The 22,215-nt window shown below is 57.9% G+C and carries 14 protein-coding genes; 3 read left to right on the forward strand and 11 right to left on the reverse strand.

What is annotated here, in order from left to right; genetic code table 11:
- Window positions 1–12 precede the first annotated feature (12 nt).
- The 7 genes from EAV92_RS13110 to EAV92_RS13140 all read right to left on the reverse strand — a co-directional run bounded on the left by EAV92_RS13110 (window position 13) and on the right by EAV92_RS13140 (window position 10,375).
- Window positions 13–687, reverse strand: coding sequence for a GntR family transcriptional regulator (locus tag EAV92_RS13110; protein ID WP_123041511.1), 675 nt, complete (start codon window positions 685–687; stop codon window positions 13–15).
- A 126-nt stretch (window positions 688–813) separates the two neighbouring features.
- Window positions 814–4,674 carry a CIA30 family protein gene (locus EAV92_RS13115; protein WP_164472765.1) on the reverse strand — a complete coding sequence of 1,287 codons (3,861 nt, stop codon included), beginning with the start codon at window positions 4,672–4,674 and terminating at the stop codon, window positions 814–816.
- A 37-nt stretch (window positions 4,675–4,711) separates the two neighbouring features.
- Window positions 4,712–5,995, reverse strand: a complete 1,284-nt coding sequence (locus EAV92_RS13120) for a glycoside hydrolase 5 family protein (RefSeq protein WP_123041513.1) — start codon at window positions 5,993–5,995, stop codon at window positions 4,712–4,714.
- A 33-nt stretch (window positions 5,996–6,028) separates the two neighbouring features.
- On the reverse strand, window positions 6,029–6,853 hold the full coding sequence (locus EAV92_RS13125; RefSeq protein WP_123041514.1) for a carbohydrate ABC transporter permease: 825 nt from the start codon (window positions 6,851–6,853) through the stop codon (window positions 6,029–6,031).
- Window positions 6,850–7,743: a carbohydrate ABC transporter permease gene (locus EAV92_RS13130; protein WP_123041515.1), complete on the reverse strand. Its 894-nt coding sequence runs from the start codon at window positions 7,741–7,743 to the stop codon at window positions 6,850–6,852. The genes EAV92_RS13125 and EAV92_RS13130 overlap by 4 nt, the downstream gene beginning before the upstream one ends.
- Before the next feature lie 87 nt (window positions 7,744–7,830).
- On the reverse strand, window positions 7,831–9,141 hold the full coding sequence (locus EAV92_RS13135) for an ABC transporter substrate-binding protein (protein WP_123041516.1): 1,311 nt from the start codon (window positions 9,139–9,141) through the stop codon (window positions 7,831–7,833).
- 193 nt (window positions 9,142–9,334) lie between these two features.
- Window positions 9,335–10,375: a LacI family DNA-binding transcriptional regulator gene (locus EAV92_RS13140; protein WP_123041517.1), complete on the reverse strand. Its 1,041-nt coding sequence runs from the start codon at window positions 10,373–10,375 to the stop codon at window positions 9,335–9,337.
- 289 nt (window positions 10,376–10,664) lie between these two features.
- Between EAV92_RS13140 and EAV92_RS13145 the strand changes: the two genes are divergently transcribed.
- Window positions 10,665–12,746, forward strand: a complete 2,082-nt coding sequence (locus tag EAV92_RS13145; protein WP_123041518.1) for a M6 family metallopeptidase — start codon at window positions 10,665–10,667, stop codon at window positions 12,744–12,746.
- Window positions 12,747–13,283: 537 nt separating this feature from the next.
- On the opposite strand, the gene EAV92_RS13150 is transcribed toward EAV92_RS13145, so the two are convergent.
- Both EAV92_RS13150 and EAV92_RS13155 read right to left on the reverse strand, forming a co-directional pair.
- A complete protein-coding gene (locus EAV92_RS13150) occupies window positions 13,284–14,039 on the reverse strand; it encodes a class I SAM-dependent methyltransferase (protein ID WP_123041519.1) in 756 nt (251 codons plus the stop codon).
- A 38-nt stretch (window positions 14,040–14,077) separates the two neighbouring features.
- A complete protein-coding gene (locus EAV92_RS13155) occupies window positions 14,078–14,956 on the reverse strand; it encodes an AraC family transcriptional regulator (RefSeq protein ID WP_123041520.1) in 879 nt (292 codons plus the stop codon).
- A gap of 125 nt (window positions 14,957–15,081) precedes the next feature.
- Between EAV92_RS13155 and yicI the strand changes: the two genes are divergently transcribed.
- Window positions 15,082–17,406: an alpha-xylosidase gene (gene yicI, locus EAV92_RS13160; RefSeq protein WP_123041521.1), complete on the forward strand. Its 2,325-nt coding sequence runs from the start codon at window positions 15,082–15,084 to the stop codon at window positions 17,404–17,406.
- Window positions 17,407–17,465: 59 nt separating this feature from the next.
- Here yicI and EAV92_RS13165 read toward each other — a convergent pair whose 3' ends face one another.
- Both EAV92_RS13165 and EAV92_RS13170 read right to left on the reverse strand, forming a co-directional pair.
- Complete coding sequence (locus tag EAV92_RS13165; RefSeq protein ID WP_206424215.1) at window positions 17,466–18,719, reverse strand: alpha-L-fucosidase; 1,254 nt, start codon at window positions 18,717–18,719, stop codon at window positions 17,466–17,468.
- A gap of 12 nt (window positions 18,720–18,731) precedes the next feature.
- Window positions 18,732–20,771: a beta-galactosidase gene (locus tag EAV92_RS13170; RefSeq protein WP_123041522.1), complete on the reverse strand. Its 2,040-nt coding sequence runs from the start codon at window positions 20,769–20,771 to the stop codon at window positions 18,732–18,734.
- Between the two features lie 119 nt (window positions 20,772–20,890).
- On the opposite strand from EAV92_RS13170, the gene EAV92_RS13175 reads away from it, so the two are divergent.
- Window positions 20,891–21,736 (forward strand): AraC family transcriptional regulator, encoded by an 846-nt coding sequence (locus EAV92_RS13175; RefSeq protein ID WP_123041523.1) that lies wholly within the window; start codon window positions 20,891–20,893, stop codon window positions 21,734–21,736.
- Window positions 21,737–22,215: the final 479 nt, after the last annotated feature.

The following is a 22,215-nucleotide window of genomic DNA, read 5'->3' on the forward strand; positions in this document are numbered from 1 at the left end:
CCCAGAAAGGATTCAAGTCAGACTGCGATGGAGCGTGACCTGGGAGTCCGCGAAATATTCTTGTACGGTTTTCCGAATGGCCGGCGCGTCTTTGGCTTCGAGCGACCGCAGAATCGTCCGGTGTTTCTCCATGACGGCGCGGATTCTGGCTTCTCCTTCGGCGAAAACCTCTTCGGTCGTAATGAGCATCACCGTCAAAATGAGCTGCCGGATGTTTTTCCACAACTGCCGGATTCTCGCGTGTCTCGCCTCCATGACGATCGCTTCGTGGAAGCTGAAGTCCAGGTAGGCGAACGACTCGGCGTCCCCATGCTTTGCGGCCAGCTCCATTTTATCGATCGTTTGGCCCAGCTGGGACAGCAGCTTCTCGTGATCGTCGTCGGCCAGCCGTTCTTGGGCGAAGCTCTCGATCAGATAACGGACGTCATACAGTTCCTCCACGTCCTTGAGCGTCATTCCCACGACCACGGCGCCCATTCGCTCCAGCCGGAGCAGCCCTTCGGCCGAAAGCGTTTTCATCGCGTCCCGTACCGGCGATCTGCTGATCCCGAAATCGGCGGCGACTTTGTTTTCCGAAATCACGTCTCCGGCTTTGACCGTTCCATCTATGATCTGCAGCCGCAACTGGCAGGCGATTTCTTCTCCAAGGGAGGCTCCCTGAAGCCAAGCTTTCGGAAAATGTCTCATGGGATGGTCCTCCTCGGCCGCGTTTTGTCTACTTGTATACAAGTTAATGGCTTTCTCATCTTACCTCGTTGCAGACGATCCTGCAAGCGAAAGACCCGTGCGGCTGCACGGGTCCATGGTCTCGCCCTATTCGATTCCATTTTCGACTTTCACGAGTTTGACGTCGTCCACGGCGATCCAGAAATCATTCTGTACGTTGCGGGAATGGAACGATACGGTCAGAGAACCTCCGGACACCTGGATGCCGGAAATTTTCTGCAGCACCCAGCTGCCTTCTCCCTCTTCGATCTTTTCGCTGACCGGCGCGCCGCCGTAGCCGCTCACCGTCATCTCGGCCAGCTGCGGGTTGCCGAACTTGGATTTGGTCCAGGCGGTCAGCTCGTAGGTGCCGTCCGGCAGCCCGGTCACCGTCTGAGAGCTCGTCGCCTCGTAAGGACCCGCGCTGTAGTGCACGAGTTTGTACGCGCCGGTGCGCGGACTTCCCTCCAATTTGACGGTCCCGTCCGTGATGTCTTTGCCGTTCGCGTCCTTGTGCGTCCACTCTTTCGGCAAGACCGGCCAGGCGTTCGCGTCGACGACGTCCTCGAAGCCCGGATTCAACAGGTAGTTTTTGCCGAGGTCCGGAAGCGGCTGATCTCCAACGGGCTCAGCGGGTCCCATTTCCGCCAGGGAAACGGTTTTCGATGCGAGATCGTCGCTGTATACCACTCCGTTGATGTCGTCGATATACACCGTGCTAGCCGTTTTCTTCGTCGTATCCGGATTGCTGTTGATGTAGATCGAAAATCCGGTGATGTTTTTCGTCAGGTCCGGCGTCGCGTTCCGGTCTCCGCCGTACCATTCCGGATGGCGGAATGCCGAGAACGGCACGTAAAGCAGCTTCGCGTCCGTTCCGCGAATCAAACCGGATGTTTCCCAGAACTGTCCGTCCTCCGTCGTGAACTGGATGACCAGCTTGTTGCCGGAGCCGTCCGGCTTAAACCACATCGTAAAGCCGTCGAACCCTTTCAGATTCAGGAAATCCGGCTTCAGCGTCGCGCCCGCGTAACCGGCGGAAGTGATGTCGTACGTCAACTTCAAGCCGTATTGGCCTTCCGACTTGTTCGTGCGGTCCAAAGCCATGTCGAACGTTCCTCCGCCGGCGTTCCGGCCGTAGGCCATCTTCAGCAGCGCGTCATAGCCGCCGTAGCTCTCGAAATTGTCGATCTTCGCCGCGTTCGCCGCGTTCACGTCATCCAAGCCGATTTTCCCCGCTGCGGTAGACGCTCCTTCGGCTGAACGGACGTAATAGGAAAACGCTTTGACGGCCTTCATGTCCATCGCCGTTGCCGCCTGCGTATCGCTTGCCGGCTGCTTGAATGCCGAGAATGGAATCTCTATCGTTCGCCCCTCGGTACCCGTCAGCTTGACGCCGGTTTCCCAAACGCGGTCATCCGCCGTGCGGAATCGGAACGTGAGCGTGTTGCCGGATCCGTCCGGTTTCACCCAGGCATGCAGCGCGTCGAAGGCGGACAAGTCCGCACCGCCCAGGTTACGTGTCAGCCCCGCGTAACCCGCCTGCGACAGCGAATAATCGAGCGAGACTCCGTAGCTGCCGTGAAGCTTGTTCGCGGGATCGACGGAAATCGAGATCGCTCCCCCGTTCCCGTCACGGGTATACGCTTCGCGAATCAAACCGTTGTCGCCGAAGTAATACTCTCCGTTCTCCAGCGTGTTCACGGGCGGCCGGTCCGTGACCGGCAGCATGTCTTTCCCGTAGCCGATCGCGGTCTGAATCAGCTTCGCCTCGGACGCGGCCGGAGCCGTGATTTTCAGGTAACGCGACGAGGCCGGAACGGCGAAGTCGGAATAAATCAGCGTCGTTTCGCCGCCTTCCCCCGCGCGGGTATCGAGCGTAGGCTGCACTTCCTTATACGTCAGGCCGTCAATCGACACCTCGAAACGGAACAAACCTTCCGTCGTGGCCGAACGGGTCGACGCCGTCAGACGATACGAGTTGATATCGCCGCCCGTACGGTAAATCAGGGAGCCGGTTTTGCCTGCCGCCTCGGAATCCACGAGGAACCCGCTGCGGACCGGCGCTTGAACTTCTTGATATCCATTGCCGGAGAAGACATACTCCAGTTCGACGCGATCGACGCGCAGCGCCGATTTGCCGGGGATGATCAGCTTGACGAACCGCGTATTCAGCGGCAGCTCGCCGATCTTGTATACCGTCTGGCCGTTCTCGGTCGATTTCGCGATTTTGCCGGCGTCAACCGGCTGATAGCCGTCGTCCCGGTCGGAGACGAGGAACGTGGGCGTTCCGCTGCCCGTCGCGATCACCTTCAAGCTGTTCAGCGGCACCTTCGATGCGTAGGTGACGTACCCGGAATCCGCCGTGGCGACGTAAGCCTGATACCCGATGCCGAGCTCGTTCGGGCTGGCCGATCCCGACTGGACGTTGGAAGAATGGTCGTAAGCGTAAATGTCGCGATTTTCTTTATCGTCGTACAGCAAGCTCATTTCGTCTTTGATGATGTGCCGCGCTTTCGTTCGGATGACGTTCGACCACGGGGAAACGCCGCTTTCATTGGTGCCGCGGATACGGTAGAAGTACGTTGTTCCCGTGACCGCTTTCTCGTCGTGGAACGCACGCGTGCCCGCACGGCCGCCGTCGGACACGCCGGTCGCGACCGTCTCCCACTTCTTGCCGTCCTTCGACCGCTGGATTTCGTAACCGGAAGCGCCGACGGAGCCCTGCCAACGAATATCGGCGACGGAATCGAACGGCAGCAGCACGGGGGCGTTTGCCGGGGCGGGAATGGCCGGTACCTTCGTTTTCTGCGCCTTATCGTTGGCGCTCATATAATGGGCATACTTGTAAACCGTCTGAATGATATCCGTCTCATCATACCAATCTCCGGAGGAGAAGCCCGGCCAATGGTAGGCCGACCAATTCCCCGGGCTCTCGTCGTGCCAATAGAATCCGCCGTCCGGCTTGTGCGGCCGCAGGCTCCAGATTATGATGCCGCTCGTTCCGTTCGTCAGTGCCGCCTTGTATAAAGCGTCCACGTCTTTCGCGTCGGTATAGAGACCGAATTCGCCGAGGATGTAGGGCTTCTTGCCCTTGGACGCTTCGCGGTCCGCGTTCACCCGCTCCAGGAAATTCCCCGTGTAAAAATGGTCGCTGACGACGTCGATATCCTTGTTCGCGAGCGATTCCGGCTGAATCGCGAAGCGTCCGTCCATGACGAGCTGCTTCGGCTTCTGCGATCGGATGTACGCCGCGATTTCCGTCGTCCAGGATTGCGGGAATTTGTCCTGGTTGTAACCGCCCAGCTCGTTCCCCGTTTCCCAGGCGAGAATGGCCGGATCGTCCTTATATTTGACGCCCGTGACCGTATTGACGCGGTTCATCGTATACTTGACGACCTGCTTGAAATCCGAGATGACCTGCGGATCGGTATAAAACTTCCACGCGTCTTCGTCGTTCGCGGCATCGTTCGTGATCGTGCCGGGATACCGGAAGTTAACGTAGCTTTCGATTCCGCCTTCCCATTGCCATTGGTCCACGAAAGGAAGAATGACGCGGATGCCGTAACGGTTCGCGAGAGCGAGAAACCGGTCCAGGTTTTTGAAGCCCTGCTCGTTGAACTGCATGATGCCCTTGGCATCCGGTCCGAGAACGAGAGGATCCTTCACGGCGTTGTCGTACCGCTTTACCGGCAAGACATATGTTCTCGTGACTTTGCCGCCCATGGCCGCGATCGTGCGGAGCGCGTCTTCCTGGGAGAACGCCGGGTCTCGGATCGCGCCCGGATAGTTGATCGAACCGAAGCGGAATTCCTTGTTCCCGTCCATCAGCTTGTCGCCTTTGACGGTGATGAACGTTTTGAAGGCCGATTTCGCCTCCGCTTTATTCGCGCTCGCCGTTTCAGCCGCGGCAAACGTTTGAAACCCCAGCGCCAGAGCAAGTAGCGTGACCAGCCAACCTTTCGTTTTCACGAGCATGCACTCCTTCTTCGCTTGGAATGATGAAGCGTCAGCCCCTCGGGGCGGATTCATAAACGTCGGAATAAGGACCTTCGATGCCGGCCGGGTTGATCGCTTTCACCCGATACCAGGTTCGGATCGTCTGGGCTCTCGTCGGATCGGTCCACGGCATGTCATGGTCGGCCGGGCGGCGGTCGTACACGATCGTCCACGGACCTTCCGCGCCGGTGATCGACTTCTCTACCGAATAGAACGCGGCTCCGACGACCCCCCGAAACGCGATCGTGCCGAACGCTTGCGTAATACGGGGCGGTTCCGGAATTTTGAGCGGCGGCACCTCCCTTCCCGTCATTCGGTAGGCGTGGGCCCTCAAGCTCGAGACACGCTGCGCCAAGTCGGCGTTGACCCCGTTGCCCGGATAATGGACGGAAAACCCGTCGAAATGCTGCACGTATCCGCAAGTGTCATGATGGCCGAACAGCGACCAGAAGAGCGTGCCGGCAACGGCTTCCGTATTTTCCGCCGTCTCCAGGAAAGACGTTAAATCCCCTTCCGGCCAGCCGAATTCGCCGGCCATGTAAACCTTGTCCGCCTCAGCGACCCTGCCGGCGTCCCTTCTCAGCTCATCCGCGTCCGCCGGATAATAGTGGACATCCAGGATATCCAACTTGGTCACGTCCAACTTGTCCCCGTCCAGCTTGAATTGCCGGCCGTGCGCCACGAGATGGCGGGGATCCGTGCTTTTGATATAACCTGCGATCTCCGCGACCCATGCGACGGGCGCATCGTTGAGTTCGTTCCCGAGCTCCCACGCCAGAATCACCGGATCGTCTTTGTATCGCTTGCCGTTATAGGAATTCACCCGGTTCAGCAGCACGGCGATGTGTCGTTTGAAATCCTCGATGACGCCCGGGTGCGTGTAGAATGCATTCGGATCGTCCAGCCCGTGCCATCCGGTATAGGTGGCCCTGCCGCCGTGATAGTAATGCCAGTTGCACACGAACGGAATGATGACGCGCAATCCGCGCATCCCCGCTTCGTGGATGGCGAAATCGACCCGGCGAAGCGCCTCCTCCTGGAACATGCCTCTTTCCGGCTGAATCGATTTCGAATGCCCGCAGGAAGCGCCGAGCGTATGAGAGCGAATGACGGTTGCACCCATCTCAGCCGCCGTGTCCAGCGCATTCAGCACCCGAAACTCCGAAGGCCAATCGACCCCTCCGACGTTTTCGTCCAATCCGAGCCAATAGATATTCGGGCCTGCAAACCTGAAAGGCTTCCCGTTCAGCAGCAGCCTGCTGCCCGAGCGCGTTACGAAATCGGTTAAAATCATGGCGATCATCCCCACTGTTGTGAAATACGCAAGCTACCCTTTCACCGCGCCGTTCGTGACGCCGGAGAAAATGTAACGCTGAAGGAACAAATAGAGCACGACGGTCGGAATCATGATCAGCAGAATCAGGGCGCAAATATAGCCCCATTGCGCCTGGTTATTGCTCGCGAAGCGCATGATGGACGTCGACACGACGGCCAGTTTGGTCTTCGGCATATAAAGGAACGGAATGTACAGCTCGTTGTAGACGTTGATCGATTTCAAAATGATGAGCGTGGCGGTGGCCGGTCCGAGCAGCGGGAAGATGATCGAGCCGTAAATCCGGAACAGGCTCGCGCCGTCCATCATCGCGCTTTCGTCCAGCTCGTACGGAATGTTGCGGATGAATTGCAGGTAAATATAGATTTGGATCACGTCCGCCCCGATGAAGAGGACGACCGGCGCATAAAGCGAGTTGTAGAGTCCGAGCCACTTGATGACGGAAAACACGACGACCTGGGTCGTGATCGTCGGAATGACGGTCGCGAGAAGAAAGGCGCCTAAGACGAGCTTCTTTCCTTTGAAATCCAGGCGGCCGAGGCAGTAAGCCATCATGGTACCCAGGATGACGTTGCCGAGAAGCGTAAGCACGATAATGACCGCGGTGTTGGAGAACGAATTCAGCAAATGGGTTCGTTCGATGACGGTCCTGAAATTGTCGAAGTTCAGAAAACTGGCCGGGAGACCCAGCGGATCGGAGCCTTCCGTATCGCGTTTGAAAGAGTTGACCACGACGACGTAGGGCGGAAACAGCACGATGAAGGAGGCAAACAGCAGCACGACGTACTTGAGCCATTGGACGGGATCCCGTTTACTCATTCCTCTCTTCCTCCCCGTCCGATCACGAGATTTTGGGCACCGAGCACGAGTACGACAATGACGAGCAACACGACGCTCATGGCCGAGGCGAGGCCGAAATTGTTGAATTGGAAAGCCGTTTCGATCGTTTTGTAGAGGAACGTCTCGCTGGCGCCGGCCGGGCCGCCTTTGGTGAGCGCGAAAGGAAGGTCAAATACCGCAAGAGCTCCGCTCAACGTCAGGAACATGTTCAATTGCACGATTTTGGTGAGGTTCGGAAGCGTTAAGCGGAACAGCGTCTGCAGCCGCCCCGCCCCGTCGATTTTGGCCGCTTCGTACATATCCGCGGGAATCGACTGAAGCGCCCCTAGGTAAATCACCATGTTATAGCCCATGAACCGCCACATGCTGATCGAAGCCAGCGAAAAATTCACCAGCGCCTGGTTGCCCAGCCAGCTCGTATGGGACAGCCTCTCCAGGCCGATAGCCTTGAGCAGCAGGTTCAGGGACCCGTTCGCCGTATCGAAGACGTATTGGAACATGAAAGCCACGGCGACGGCGTTCATGATGAAGGGAAGGAACATCAGCACGCGGAATCCGTTCCTGCCTCGCAATTTCGAATTCAGAATGACCGCGAACACGATGGCAAGCGCGTTTTGCGCGATCCCGATCAAAGCATAGGGGATCTGGTGTACGAACACCCCGAAGAGATCCGGATTGCGGAACACTTCCGCGTAATTGCTCCAGCCGATCCCGCGCGGATTCGCCTCCAAACCGTCCCAGTCCGTGAAACTCATATAGATCAGCTTAACGGCCGGGTAGTACGTGAACAGGCCCAGCAGCAAGAGCGGCACGGTCATGAATAGGGCCAGCACGATTCTTTTTTGGGCTCTGTAGGACAAGCCGTTCATCATTCCACCCCGAATCTAAGGAAGTCCTTGGAAACAAAGTGGACGATCGCCGAGGATCATCCACTTTGTCCCGTTGCACCGATGTCGTTATTTACCGAGGGCTTTTTTGGCGTCCGCCCATTTTTTGTTGTACTGGTCCAGCACCTTCTGCGGGTCTTTGGCCAATACGAAGTCCTGAACCATCGCTTCTTTCACGATTTGCGCTTTGTTGACGACGGCGGTCGTATCCTCGGAGTCGATGGCTCCTTCGATCATGGTCGGATTGTAGCCGTTGAACTCGCTGAGCTGCGCCATCTCCGGCTTACGATCCTTCAGAACCGGGATGAAACCTGCGAAATTGTCGAAGCCGGAATCCTCAAGCATCCATTTCACGAACGCTTTGGCGGTTTCGGCGTGTTCGCTGTTCTTGTTGACCCCGTAGCCCCAATCCGGCGCGAGAAGCGCGTTGGTTTTGCCGGAATTGTCGTACGGCAGCGGGAAAAATCCGACGTTGTCCGAAGTCGTTCCCGCCCCGATCACTTGCGGGATGACCCAGTTGCCGAGCATGTACATGGCGAACTTGCCGCTGGCGATGTCTTTCTTGGATTGCTCCCAGTTCGTCGAGTTGACGTCGGGCTCAAGGTAGCCTTTCTCGTACAAAGTGCGGATGATCTGCAGCGATTTACCGTACGGATTATCCAGCGTGTAAGGCGTATCGGAATTCAGGCGCTCGTTCGTCAGGTTGGCGTCGCCCGAAATCGCGATCGCGACCTCGGATGCCCACGGGTACAGCGGCCATTGGTCCTTGAAGTTGGAAGCCAGCGGCACGATGCCTTTCTGCTTGAGCTTTTCTGCGGCAGCGTAAAATTCGTCCAGCGTTTTCGGAACGGAAGTAATGCCCGCGTCGGCGAACGCTTTCTTGTTATAAACGATGCCCGTCGTCGTGGCGCCGGCGGAGATGCCGTACAGTTTGCCGTCGAACGACTTGTAATCTTTGAAGTAGATTTTGTCGTTCAGCCCGAGATCGTCGAGCGGCGCGAAGTATTTCGGCAAGTCGGAATTCGGGATCGTCGGAATGAGGACGACGTCCGGGTATTCGCCGGAGGACAAGCGGACCTTGGTCGTCTTGTCGAGATCGGTGACCGCCTCGAATTCGACGTGGGCGTTCGGGTATTTCTCGTTGAAGCGTTTCGCGTAATCGACATACTCCTTGTCGATCATGTCCGTGCGGTTCGTCAGGAACGTAATCGTGCCGCTGATGTCCTGGGCCGGGTCGGAAGACGGAGAAGCCGCAGCGCTGGAAGCCGGCGCGCTGGAAGCGGGAGCGGATGATGCCGACTCGTTGTTCCCTTTGCCGCAAGCCGATACGACCACGGCCAGCAGCAGGACGGATAGTACGATTGCCATTGCCTTTTTCATGGAATGAATCCCCCTAAAAATGGTATCGCTTTCAACACGGATATTAACATATTGAAATTTTTAATTCAACATATTTTTAATTATTTATATTTTGTTGAAAAATATTTAAACAAAAAAAAAAAGACTCTCGTCCACGTTTGCGGACAAGAGCCTCTTCGTCTCGTTCATTTATGGGTTTATGGGGACGTCGGGATCAAATGGCGGTCACGGAGTCCCTTTCCACGAGCTCCGTAGACAGCAGAATGAGCTCGGGGACGGCTTCGGGTTCGCGTATGCGCCGCAGGATCAGGTCCGCGGCACGCGATCCGATGGCCGATTTGGGCACCCGCACGGTCGTCAAGTTCGGCTGCATCAGCTTCGTCAGCGTCAAGTCGTCGAAACCGATGACCGACACGTCGTCCGGGCAGCGAACGTTCAATTCGGCCAGCACTTTGAGCGCTTCGAACGCGGTCAAATCATTGGCGCAGAACAAGCCTGTGACCGGCTTTTCCTTCAGAAAACAACCCTTCACCGCATCCGGGAAAGCGGGGGCCGTGTACATGCCCTTGCCGCTGACGCCAACGCCTTCGATATGCGCGGACTCCACTTCCTCACCCGTCTTGCGCGCGAAATCCCGGACGGCCTCGTCGAATCCGCGGCACCGCTCCCGGAAGCTCCAAGCGGTATCCGCGTCGCCGACGAAAGCGACCCGGCGATGTCCCTTTTCAAGCAAATAGGTGACGGCGTGATAGGCGCCGAGGAAATTGTTCGCCAGCACGTGGTCGACCGTCGGATCGAGCATGTTCGCGTCCAGCATGATGAACGGAATCGCGTGGGTTTTCAGCGCCGTTACATAGCTGTCCGGCAAATGTCCCATGACGATCGCCCCGTCGACCTTGCGGTCGTATATGCTCGACGGCAGCCCTTCCTTCGGGGATTGGGCGATGTCGATGCTGGAAAGAAGCATGCTGAATTGGTGTTCGAGCAGCTCTTTTTCGATCCCATGTAGCACGTTGCCCCAATACTCCATATCGTCCAAATAGGCCCTCGGCATCAGGACAGCCATATTGCCGGTCTGCATGGGAGCGGAGGGCTTCCGGGACGTCTTGAAACGGTAGCCGAGTTCCTCGGCCGTCTGCCAAATCGTTTCCCGCGTGCCTTCGTTGACGGCGGGATCTCCCGACAGCGCCTTGGAGACAAGCGCCTTGGACACGCTCAGCTTGTCCGCGATCGATTGAAGCGTTACTTTTTTCATTTCGGAATCCCTTCGGTTACTGACATTAACTTAAGGATAAATAACTTTTCAACTTTTTTCAACCATTTGTTCGTCAACGGCACGGATTGCGGCAATTGGTTACCCGGTTTTCGACAGGTTGAAACCGATGCGACGCGATCTGACATGGAAATAGGAGAAAAAGATTAGAACGTTTGCCAAGCAGGAGTTTAAGCCCGGTCTGAGAGGCACTTCCTAAAATTTCCCTCCTTGCTATGATGGGGATACCGTCCGTCGCGGCGGCGATTTCTCTATCCGAAGGAGGAAATTCATGAGTCCCCGTAAAGCGTTCGGCCTATTCAGCACGCTCGTTTTAGTCGGAAGCCTGGTCGTTCCGACAGTTGCCTCGGCCAAACCGGCCGCATACAACGCCAACCCGACCGTTCTCGACGTCGGACCGAAGCTTCGCGCCGAGTCCCTTGTCGACGTCAAAGCCGAGAACCGGCTTGACCTGGCGGGAGGAGCCGCATCCCTCGCCGCGCCGCTCACGGCGAAATCCAGCGTGGACTCGTCCAACGTCGGACTCGTCAGAAAATGGCTGACGAACGACGACTATACCGGCAAATACTCCTTGACGGATTTTACCCTTCGCGCCGTAGGCACGTACGGAGAGGTTTGGGTAGCCAACAACCTGAACTACCCGGCGGGCGATCCGAGGAATTCCTTGACCACGATTACCGACGCGCAGGTGCAATATTTGCTGAATGAGTTCGACAACCGCATTTATCCCAAGGAAATCGAGTTTTTCGCCCCGCCTGCCGAACGTAAAGGCGAAGACGGCTTTAACGGCTGGTATGCGGACGACAGCGGCCGGACGGTCATCCTGATCGACAACATCAAAGACCAAAGCTATTATGACCCCACATATCCGAGTTACATCGCAGGTTACTTCTCCCCGACCATCAGCGACTTCTCCGACCGGAACGTCATGACGGTCGACAGTTTCGATTGGCTGAACCGAACCGGGCCTAACGCGGTGAAGCCTTATCTTTATGAAGGAGTATTCGCACACGAATTCCAGCACCTGCTGCACCGCGACACCGATTCCGGCGAAGATACGTTCATCAACGAAGGCTTGTCCGATTTTGCCCAGTACCTCGTCGGATACGGCCATTCCCAGGATCACGTGAACTTCTTCATGAACAACCTCCGCAATTCGCTCACGCTCTGGAGCGACCAGACGGACCTGCAAATCCTCGGCGATTACGGCAACGCGTACTTGTTCGAGCTGTACTTGTACGAGCATTTCGGCGAAAACTTCATCCGCAGCCTATTCCAAAATCAACAGCACGGCATCGCCGGCGTCAACGCCGTCCTGGCCCAATATAACACCGGCAAAACGTTCCAACAGCTTTACGGCGACTATATGACGGCCGTTATGCTGGACGGCAAATACCAGGGCGACAACGACACGTACAGGTTCAACTCCATCGACCTGTCTCCGAACCTGAACAGTTCCGTTAAGACCGACAACGTCACGCCCGCCTGGGGGACCGATTTCAAAGTCATTACCCCGGACAAAAAGATCGACCACCTTTATTTTAAAGGCCTGGACTTCCTCCGCACGCAATGGACAACCGTTCAGGATCCGGAACGCGGAACGGTGCTTTGGGGCAACCAAGGCGACCTGGCGGACAATTTCCTGATCAAGCAATTGGATTTGACGGGCGTGACGGCTCCTTCGCTGTCCTTCGATACTTCCTACAACATCGAGGAGCAGTGGGATTTCGGCGCCGTTCAAGTGTCCGTAGACCAAGGCAAAACGTGGACGTCCCTGTCCAACGCCGACACCCGTGGCGACCTCGTGGAAGGCGGCCATCCGACGATCGCGGCCAACCTTCCCGGCTTTACGGGAAGCTCCGGCGGGTGGAAAACGGAAACGTTCGATCTCAGCGCGTATGCCGGCAAGAAAGTGCTGCTCGGATTCCGGTACATGACGGACTGGGGCTATAACGAATCCGGCTGGCTGTTGTCCAACCTGCAGCTGAACGGCGTCACGATCGACCCGATGACGAGCACCGCCGGGTTCCAAAGCCTGGAGCAGGCAACGGGCACCTATGTGGATTACCAAGTCGAATTCATCGGCTATAAGAAGGGCGGCGGCAAAGGGGCCGACGATAAGGCCAAAGTCATCCGCCTCAAGAATCCGCTGAACATGTCCAACCAGGACCGGATCGACCTGGCCGACATGCTGCACAGCTCCCAATACGACCGCGTCGTCATGATGACGACGTTCGCCGCTCCGGCCGGCACCAATAACAGCGTGAATTATGAGTACAGCGTCGTGACGAAATCCAAGAAAGACGAAGAAAAGCAGCAGTGGAAAGAAACCTTGAAGGGCAAAGTCAAGTAATTTTCTCCGCATGATAAAGAGACCGGAAGTCATCCCTATGACCTCCGGTCTCTTTTCGTTTGCCGCCACCGCCCGCAATTCGGTTTTGCACAATTAGCCGCTTCGATCGAACCGTGCGAGGGCCTGCAGTTCGGAAATGCACACTTGGAGAGTGAATTTTGAAACCGGCAGCTGGAAAATAGCCTGCAAGCGGGCGAAATCGAACTGCAGCACGATTTTAGGCGTGTTCTTCTCTGTAAGCGGGCAAAATCGAATTGGAAAAGGGGGACCGCATTTGTCGGTGGCGGGAGTTGGCGGGAGTTTGTCGGGGCTAACGGAACGGAAAAGCGTTATTCGTGGGAAATCGGTCTTTTTGGGAATCTAACGGAACTCAGCGACGCTATTGACCATCTATTACGAAGAAATGGCCTCAAAATGTCTGAATAACGCCTCTGAGTTCCGTTAGCATACTCGAATGCGTTTGAATGAAAGGAATAAGGTCGCTGAGTTCCGTTACGATTGAATGAGGGTGAGATTCAGACGGAAGTTGCGCGGCTTCTACACTTCTCCCGTATAAACCTCGGTCTCGTAATCGAAGAACACGACGCCATCTTCCTGGCACCGATCGAACAATGCCCGCAATTCCCGCAGCATCGGCTCGTGATTCGGATGACCGGGCGCCGGACTGTAGGAGGAAGACAATAGCCGTCCCTTCACGCCGTCGAAATCGAAAATTTGCCGATTGACGAAACGAGCGACGTGCATCGTGCCTTCCCGGAAAAAGGCTTTCAGCATGTCCTCGGAAATGTTGCGATGGTTCACCGCCCCATAATCGGTGCCTAACTCGTGCAGCAGCCGCTCGTACCCTTCCAGGAACGGAGTTCCGGACGTCAGCCTCGTATTCCAGATCAGCGCCGCTTTGCCGTTTGGCCTCAGGATGCGATGGAATTCGAGTTTCGCCGCGTCCCGGTCAAACCAGTGGAACGCTTGCGCGCACACGACGGCATCCACGGCGCCATCGGGTAGTCCCGTCTCCTCCGCCGATCCTGCCACAGCCCGAAATTTCGGGTTTTCGCCGATGGACGCTTCGGCCGCTTCGCGCATTTCCCGGTTCGGTTCCACCGCGGTCACGCGGCTCCCCCTCTCCAGCAGCAGCCGCGTGAAAATGCCGGTACCCGCCCCGACGTCCGCGATTTCGGCATCCGGCCCGATGCCCAGCGCTTCATACACATGATCGATGGCTTCCTTCGGATATCCGGGGCGGTACTTTACGTACGTCTCCACCCGGTTCGAAAATCGTTGTTTGCTGTCCATGCTCGCACCTCGCTCCCATTCTTGCCGTATTGCCACCATTATCTCACAGTTTTTCGGTAATCCGAAGGCGTGCAGCGGTAGAGGGCCCGAAACGATTTGCTGAAATAACTGAAGTTGTCGAAGCCGCTGGCCATGGCCGCCTCGGCCACGGATACGCCTGGTTGCTGCAGCATGTCCGCCGCGTACCGCAGGCGGAGCCGGTTCAAGTACTCGAGCGGAGTCTGCCTCAAGTACGATTTGAATACCCGGCTGAAATGGCCCTCGCTCATGCCGGCTACGCCTGCCAGCTCCGAGACGGACAATTTGCGCACGAAATGCTCCTCCATATAGCGGATCACTTGCTTCATCCGTTCGGGCGTACCGGAAGCGCCAACCTCCCACGCCTCCTTCCTTTGGATCCATCCCGCGGCCGCGAAATCGGCGATCAGCAGGTAAAGCCCGCCCTTGACCCGAAGCTCTAAGGCCGGATCCTCCGCCGCGAGCCCGAGCGCGATCAAGTCCGCCAAACGGCCGAACGCCGCCCGACCGCCTTCCGTTTCCCGGCTCCAATGCGGCGGAAATCCGATCTCCCCCCGCTGCAACGGTTTCACGAAACGGGCGGTCACCCCCTCCGCTCCGCCGCCCAGCCATTCGGGGTCGAACACGAGAGCCGAATAGGTGCATGCCGCGCCATCCAGCGGATAGCCCCCGTGCAGCTCCCCTCCGGGGATGAACAGCGCTTCCCCGGCACGGACCTCGTAGGTCGACCTCCCGACATGGAAAACCGCTTGCCCGCTTTCCACAGCCAGAAATTCCGCCTCCGCATGCCAATGGGTATCCAAAATCGGGTCGCCCGCCTGTCTTTCCATTCGATAAAAGCCGACGGGAAACTCCGAGCTCCCGTGGACACGGTCTTCCAGCAAGCTGCGTTTATCCATCCGATCGCTCTCCGCCCATCAGAATCGTGTTAGCATTCGGCATGATTTTGAAAGATTTGCGACGCCCCAATCACTATACTGTTAATTGTAAGGGTTTGCGATCACATTGAAAAGGGATGAGACGATTGAAGTTCAGCGACGGCTATTGGATGATGCGCGAAGGCTACGAGCTGCTTAGTCCGTACGAAATCTGCGACGTGAAAGTGAAAGAGGACGGCATCGCGCTGTTTGCGGCCTTCCGGAGCCAGGAGCATCGGGGCAACACGCTCAATGCTCCTCTGATGACGATGGAGTTCTCTTCCCCGCTTCCGAACGTCATCCGGGCGAGGTTTTATCATCACAAAGGACGAGTCCGCCCTTCGCCCGAGTCTTTCGAAATCCGCGAGGACAAGGCGAATCCGATTTCGATCGAGGACGCAGAGGACCGGATTTCTCTGACCAGCGGAGATACGATCGTCACCGTCACGAAGAAACACCCCGTCTCCATCTCGTATTCGCATAAAGGCCGCTATTTGACCGGCAGCGGCACCCGCTCCACCGGGTTCGTCCGCGCGGCAGACGGCCATCACCATTTTCGCGAGCAGCTTCAACTGGGCGTCGGAGAAACCGTCTACGGTCTCGGCGAGCGGTTCACGGCGTTCGTGAAAAACGGGCAGTCCGTCGACATATGGAATCAGGACGGCGGAACGGCTTCCGAGCAGGCTTACAAAAACGTTCCGTTCTACGTCACCAACCGGGGCTATGGGGTATTCGTCAACCATCCGGAGCTCGTCTCGTTCGAGGTCGGCTCGGAGAAAGTTTCGAAAACGCAGTTCAGCGTGCCGGGCGAACGGCTGGAGTATTTCCTCGTCGGCGGGGATTCGCTCAAGGAAGTGCTGCACAACTACACGTCGCTCACCGGCAAACCGGCATTGCCGCCGGCCTGGTCGTTCGGCCTGTGGCTGACGACTTCGTTCACGACGAACTATGACGAAGCGACCGTCACGAGCTTCGTGGACGGCATGGCGGAGCGCGACCTTCCTCTTGCCGTGTTCCATTTCGACTGCTTCTGGATGAAGGAATACGAGTGGTGCAATTTCGAGTGGGACGAGCGGGTTTTCCCCGATCCGGAAGGCATGCTGAAAAGGCTGAAAGCCAAAGGGCTGCATATTTGCGTATGGATCAATTCATACATCGCCCAGAAGTCCCCGCTGTTCGACGAAGGCATGGAGCGCGGCTATTTGGTCAAACGTCCGGACGGCAGCGTGTGGCAATGGGACATGTGGCAGTACGGTATGGGCCTCGTCGATTTCACGAATCCGGAGGCGACGCGCTGGTACCAAGAGAAACTCGAAGCGCTGTTGGATATGGGCGTCGACAGCTTCAAAACCGACTTCGGCGAGCGGATTCCGACGGACGTCGTCTGGCACGACGGCTCGGATCCGGAGCAAATGCACAACTACTACGCGCATTTGTACAACAAAGCCGTATTCGAGCTGCTCGAGCGCAAACGGGGCAAGGGCGAAGCCGCCGTATTCGCGCGGTCCGCGACGGCCGGCGGCCAGCAGTTCCCGGTCCATTGGGGCGGCGATTGCGAAGCGACGTACGAGTCGATGGCCGAAAGTCTGAGAGGCGGCCTCTCGCTGGGCTTGTCGGGCTTCGGGTATTGGAGCCACGACATCGGCGGATTCGAGCAAAGCTCGCCGCCGGATCTCTATAAGCGCTGGGTGCAGTTCGGCCTGCTTTCCAGCCACAGCCGCCTGCACGGCAGCACCACGTACCGGGTGCCGTGGATTTACGGCGAGGAAGCCGTCGACGTACTGCGCCATTTCACGAAGCTGAAGCTGCGGCTCATGCCGTATCTGTTCGGCCAATCCGTCGCTTCCTCCACGCTCGGCATGCCGCTCATGCGCGCGATGGTGATGGAGTTCGGCGGCGATCCGACTTGCGATTATCTGGACCGCCAATACATGCTGGGGGACTCGCTGTTCGTCGCGCCGATCTTCAATCCGGAAGGTGAGGCCCTGTATTACCTGCCGCAAGGGACGTGGACCCATTTCCTGAGCGGCGAGCAGGTGCAGGGCGGCGTCTGGCGGAAGGAGAAGTACGACTACTTCAGCCTGCCGCTGTTCGTCCGCGAGAACAGCCTGATTCCCGTAGGCGCGGAAGACGGCCGGCCGGATTACGATTACGCCGATGGCGTTACGCTTGAGCTGTTCGCCTTGCAGGACGGAGCGCAAGCGTTCGCGGTCGTGCCGGACTTGACGGGAGCCTCGGCTCTCCGGGTGACGGCGTCCCGCTCCGGCGGCGAAGTGACCGTACGGGCGGAGGGACGGACGGCGGCATGGAGCCTGCTGCTGAGCGGTACGGAAGCCGTGGCATCCGTGCAAGGCGGGCGTGCGGAAAATACCGCGATTGGCGTGCGGATCGTTCCCGAAGGCGAGGGACAGGAGCTGCGGATTCAGCTTTAAGGATGCGAATGAAAAAACGACCGACAGATCGGATCTGTCGGTCGTTTCTTTTGGTTTCGTTATTCCTCCACGACGGCCACCGCGACGCGCACCACGTAATCGATGCCGTACGGATAACCCGTCGCCTGGAAGGAGAACAAGTCTTTATCGGCATCTTGGACGAATGCCAGCTCTTCTCCGTTGTCCAGCCACCTCACCGAGCGGATTTTCTTCCGGACGCCCGTGTACGTTCTGGGTCCGACGCCGCCGGACGGGACCGTCACGTTCCAGTCGCCCGCCGCGGAAAGCCGGTGCACGAAGAAGTACAGCTTGCCGTCTTCCCCGGCGAGTCCGAAATCTTCGCCATGCCCCGCGATTCCGCATGGGGTCGTCGCATACACGGCCGGTGCGAAGACGCGCAGCCATTCGCCGACCGTCTCGAGCATCGCTTCCTGGAGTTTCGCGACGCTTCCGGTTCCCGTCAGGCCGATATTGAGCAAGTAGTTCGCCCCGACTTTACGGCAGGCGCACAAGTGCTCGATGAGCTCCTTCGGGGATTTGAAGGCGAAATCGGAGCCGCTGTAACCCCAAAAAGCGCCCATCGTCTGGCACATCTCCGCGGCCACGTATTTGCTCTTGCCCTTGCGGTCCATCGGCTGCGGCCGGCCTTGCTCAAAGGTCACGGAGTCGATTTCCGGATGGCCGTAGCCTCCTTGCCGGTGCAAGCCCGAGTTATTGACGATGATCGCCTCCGGCTGCATACGCCGGATCATGCCGTATAACTCGTCTTCCCGCCAATCCGCCTCCGGCTTATCCCAGTTGCCGTCGAACCACATGCCGCCGATTTTGCCGTAATGCGTACATAACAGCTCTACCGATTGCTGCAAATATCGCAGGTAGGAATCGAAATCGTCCTTGTAGTTCTCTTGATACCAATCGAGCGTCGTGTGATAGAAAAACGGAACGATTCCTTCGGCGCGGCACCCTTCCGCGAACTCGGCGATTAAATCCCGCGCCGCGGGACTGTGAACGGAATCGTAGTCGCTGAGTCCCTTCGTGTCGAACAACGAAAACCCTTCGTGGTGTCTCGCCGTCAGCACGATGTACTTCATGCCCGCCCTTCTCGCCAGCCTTGCGATCGCCCTCGCGTCGAAGTCGTCCGCCGTAAACGTGTTTTGGAGCCGGCGATATTCTTCTCTCGGAATGCCTTGGAGCTTCATGATCCATTCTCCGCGGGCCATTTGGGAGTATAGCCCCCAATGGATGAACATGCCGAAACCCAGCCGCTCGAACTCGCGGATGTACGGCTTCGCCTCCGGAATCTGTCGGTGCATGGCTTTCGCCTCCTACCTGCGCAAGATCAGCAAATCGCGTCCCGGCACTTCCACGGTGCCCGAGAGCGTCCGTCCGCCGAGTAAATCGGAGACCGACTTGTCTCCAAGATCCACCCGGACCGAATCGGCGTTATGGTTCAGCACGAACAGGAACTCATGGCCGTCTTTGGCACGTACGGTGGTTTCGACGCCATGGGGCGCGTTCCGGAGAAGGGGCCTGGCGCCAAGATCCTCGCAAATTTTCGGCAGCCATTCGTTCAGGAAAGCCTGCTCGGGACTCGTCGCCAGGTACCAAGCTTCACCCTGCCCGAACTTGTTCACGGTCAGCGCGGGCATGCCGCGGTAAAAGTCGTCCCCGTAAACGGCCCGGACTTCCGCGCCTTCGGTATGGATCAAATCGCACAGCATCCCGCACTCGTATTCGGAACGAAGGCCGGCCGTTTGCGCGGACAGGACCAGTCGGTTGGATTGCCCCGGCAGCAACGCGTCGATCTCCTCCGACCAGATGCCGAGCAGCTTGCGGAGTTTACCGGGGTAACCTCCGGTAATGACCCGGTCGTTCTCGTCGACGATGCCGCTGAAGAACGTGGTGATGAGCGTGCCGCCGGCTTTGACGAACGCTTCGAGCTTCTCTGAGATGCCCGGTTTGGTCATATACAGCACGGGAGCCACGAGAACGGAATACCCGCCGAAGTCCGCGTCGACCCCGATAACGTCCGCCGGAATGTTCGCTTCGTACAGCGCCTCGTAATATTTGTGCGCTTCCTTCACGTATTGCAGGGCGATGGTTGGGCCGCTGGACATCTCGACCGCCCACCAATTGTCCCAATCGAACAGGATCGCGGCTTTCGCTTGTACGCGGCTGTCCAACAGCGAGTCGCCGAGCGTGTTCAATTCCGCTCCCAGAGCCGCACACTCGCGGAAAACGCGCGTATGCTCGTGACCGACGTGCTCGATGACGGCGCCGTGGTATTTTTCGCACGCCCCGATCGATCTCCGCAGTTGGAAGAACATGACCGTGTCCGCGCCTCTCGCCACCGCCTGATAGCTCCACAGCCGCATGACGCCCGGACGTTTGAGAGAGTTGTACGGCTGCCAGTTTTGCTGGCTCGGCGTCTGTTCCATCAGCATGAACGGCTGGCCTTCCTTCAGCCCCCGCATCAAATCGTGCATCATGGCCGTGAAGCTGTGCGGCGTATCTAGCGACGGATAGTTGTCCCAGGATACGACGTCCAATTTCTTCGCCCACTTATGATAGTCGAGTTCCTTGTACGCGCCCATCAAGTTCGTCGTCACGGGAACGTCCGGCGTGAATTTCTTGAGCGCATCGTATTCCAGCTCGTAGCAAGCCAGCAGGCTGTCGGATTGGAAACGGCGATAATCAAGCGAAATGCCCTGGAAGTTCGTCTCCGTCCGGCCGTTCGCTCCGCGCCATTCCTCGCTGACTCCGTTCGGGGGAACGATGTCTTCCCAATCGTAAAACGTATGGCCCCAAAACGCCGTATTCCAAACTTGGTTCACCCGGTCGATCGATCCATAGCGCTCCTTTAGCCAATCGCGGAACGCCGCCGCGCAATTGTCGCAATAGCAGTAGCCGCCGTATTCGTTGGAAACGTGCCAGATCAGCAGGGCCGGATGGTCCTTGTACCGGTCCGCCAGCATCTCGGCCATCCGGACGGAATAGAGCCGATAGTTCGGGCTGTTCGGGCAAGAGTTGTGGCGGCCGCCGAATTTGCGTTTGCGTCCGTCGAAATCGACGCGCGTGACGTCGGGATATTTGCGGGCCATCCACGCGGGATGGGCTGCCGTGCTCGTTGCCAGGCACACGCCGATTCCCGCATCGTGCAGCTTGTCCATCATTTCGTCGAGCCAGCCGAAATCGTAGGTGTCTTCGTTGGGCTGGTTCTTTGCCCAGGCGAATACGTTCAGCGTGGCGACGTCGATGCCGGCGAGCTTGAACATGCGGACGTCTTCGTCCCACACCGGTTTCTCCCACTGATCCGGATTGTAGTCGCCTCCGTACCAGATTTTTGGTTTTTTCTCGTTGATCATTTCGGCACCTCGCCACATAGGATAAAAACGCATTCAGATGCTATCATTTTATGATGCGGAATGGGCGATTCCCATATAAAATTAAGGAATATCGATATAAGAAAACGGAGGTTCTTGTGATGAGAAGAAGGTTCGTCATGCCGAACCCGGCGGAGCCGCTTCCGCTCGAGCTGGAAACGGTGGGCTTGAATGGAGAACAAGAGCCGATCGACCGTCCGCAGGGATATCCTTGCTTCCATTGGCTCCATACGCTCGAAGGGGAGGGGGAGTTCGAGGCGGAAGGGTTAATCTGGCGGCTTCCGCCGCGGTCAGGCGTTTTGTTGCATCCGGACATGCCCCATCGCTATCGTGCGAAAACCGCCATCTGGCAGACGGCCTACGTGACGTTCGAGGGCGTATTGGCGGCGGATTGGGTTTCGTCGATGTTCGGTCCGCGCGCTTTGAGGATCCATTGGGACGCGGGGGAAGAAGGCATTACCGGCCAATGGGAAAGATTGCTGGAGGCTGCGGAGAAAGGAACCGACCGGTCCGGCTGGGAGCAGTCCGCCGACTTGTACCGGTTTCTGACGCGGCTCAAAACGGTCGGCCGAACGGATCATCGGCCCTCGATGTCGCGGAGCATGGAGAAAATGCAGAACCTGCTCGAATGGCTGGAATTGGAGTATGCGGACCCGGAGCTCAGTCTGGCGGACATGGCCGCGCGTCTCGGCATCGGAGAGCGGCAGCTGAACGAGAGGTTCCGCGGGTTGTTCGGGATGCCGGCGTACGCGTATTTGATACAGCTGCGGATCCGCAAGGCGAAGGAGAAGCTGCCCGTGCTCGGCGGCATGACGGTCGGGGAGATCGGCGAGGCGGTCGGCTTCCGGGACGCGAGCCATTTCGTCGCCACCTTCCGCAGGAAGGAAGGGCTCACGCCGGACCAATACCGCCGGCTGTACGGCTCGGGCTCACGCGGTGAGAGATAGCGACCGGGCGCGGGGGCGGGGCGAGATGTGGGGGTATAGGCGCGGGTGCGAGTGCGGGGTGGGTGAGACGTGGGGGGGATAGATGCGGGTGGCGAGATGTGGGGGTATAGATGCGGGTGCGGGTGCGAGTGCGGGCTATCGTCGCATTTTGCGACGATTTTGCCGGCAGCGGCGGATTTCGGTGATTTATCGTCGCATTTTGCGACGATATTGGTGGCTGCGGCTGACTTCGGTCCGTTATCGTCGCATTTTGCGACGATTATGCTGGCTGCGGCGAGTCCTGGCGGTTTATCGTCGCATTATGCGACGATACCCTTCTAAATTTGGTTACTCTTTTTCGATACACCGCCGCACACCCGCCACTCCGCCGGAGTTATGTAACTTTCTTGCATAACTCCGTCACAACCCCACCATTTCACCGAAGTTATGTAACTTTCTTGCACAACTCCTCCTCAACCCCACCATTTCGCCGGAGTTAT

The organism is Cohnella candidum, assembly GCF_003713065.1.
Lineage (GTDB): Bacteria > Bacillota > Bacilli > Paenibacillales > Paenibacillaceae > Cohnella > Cohnella candidum.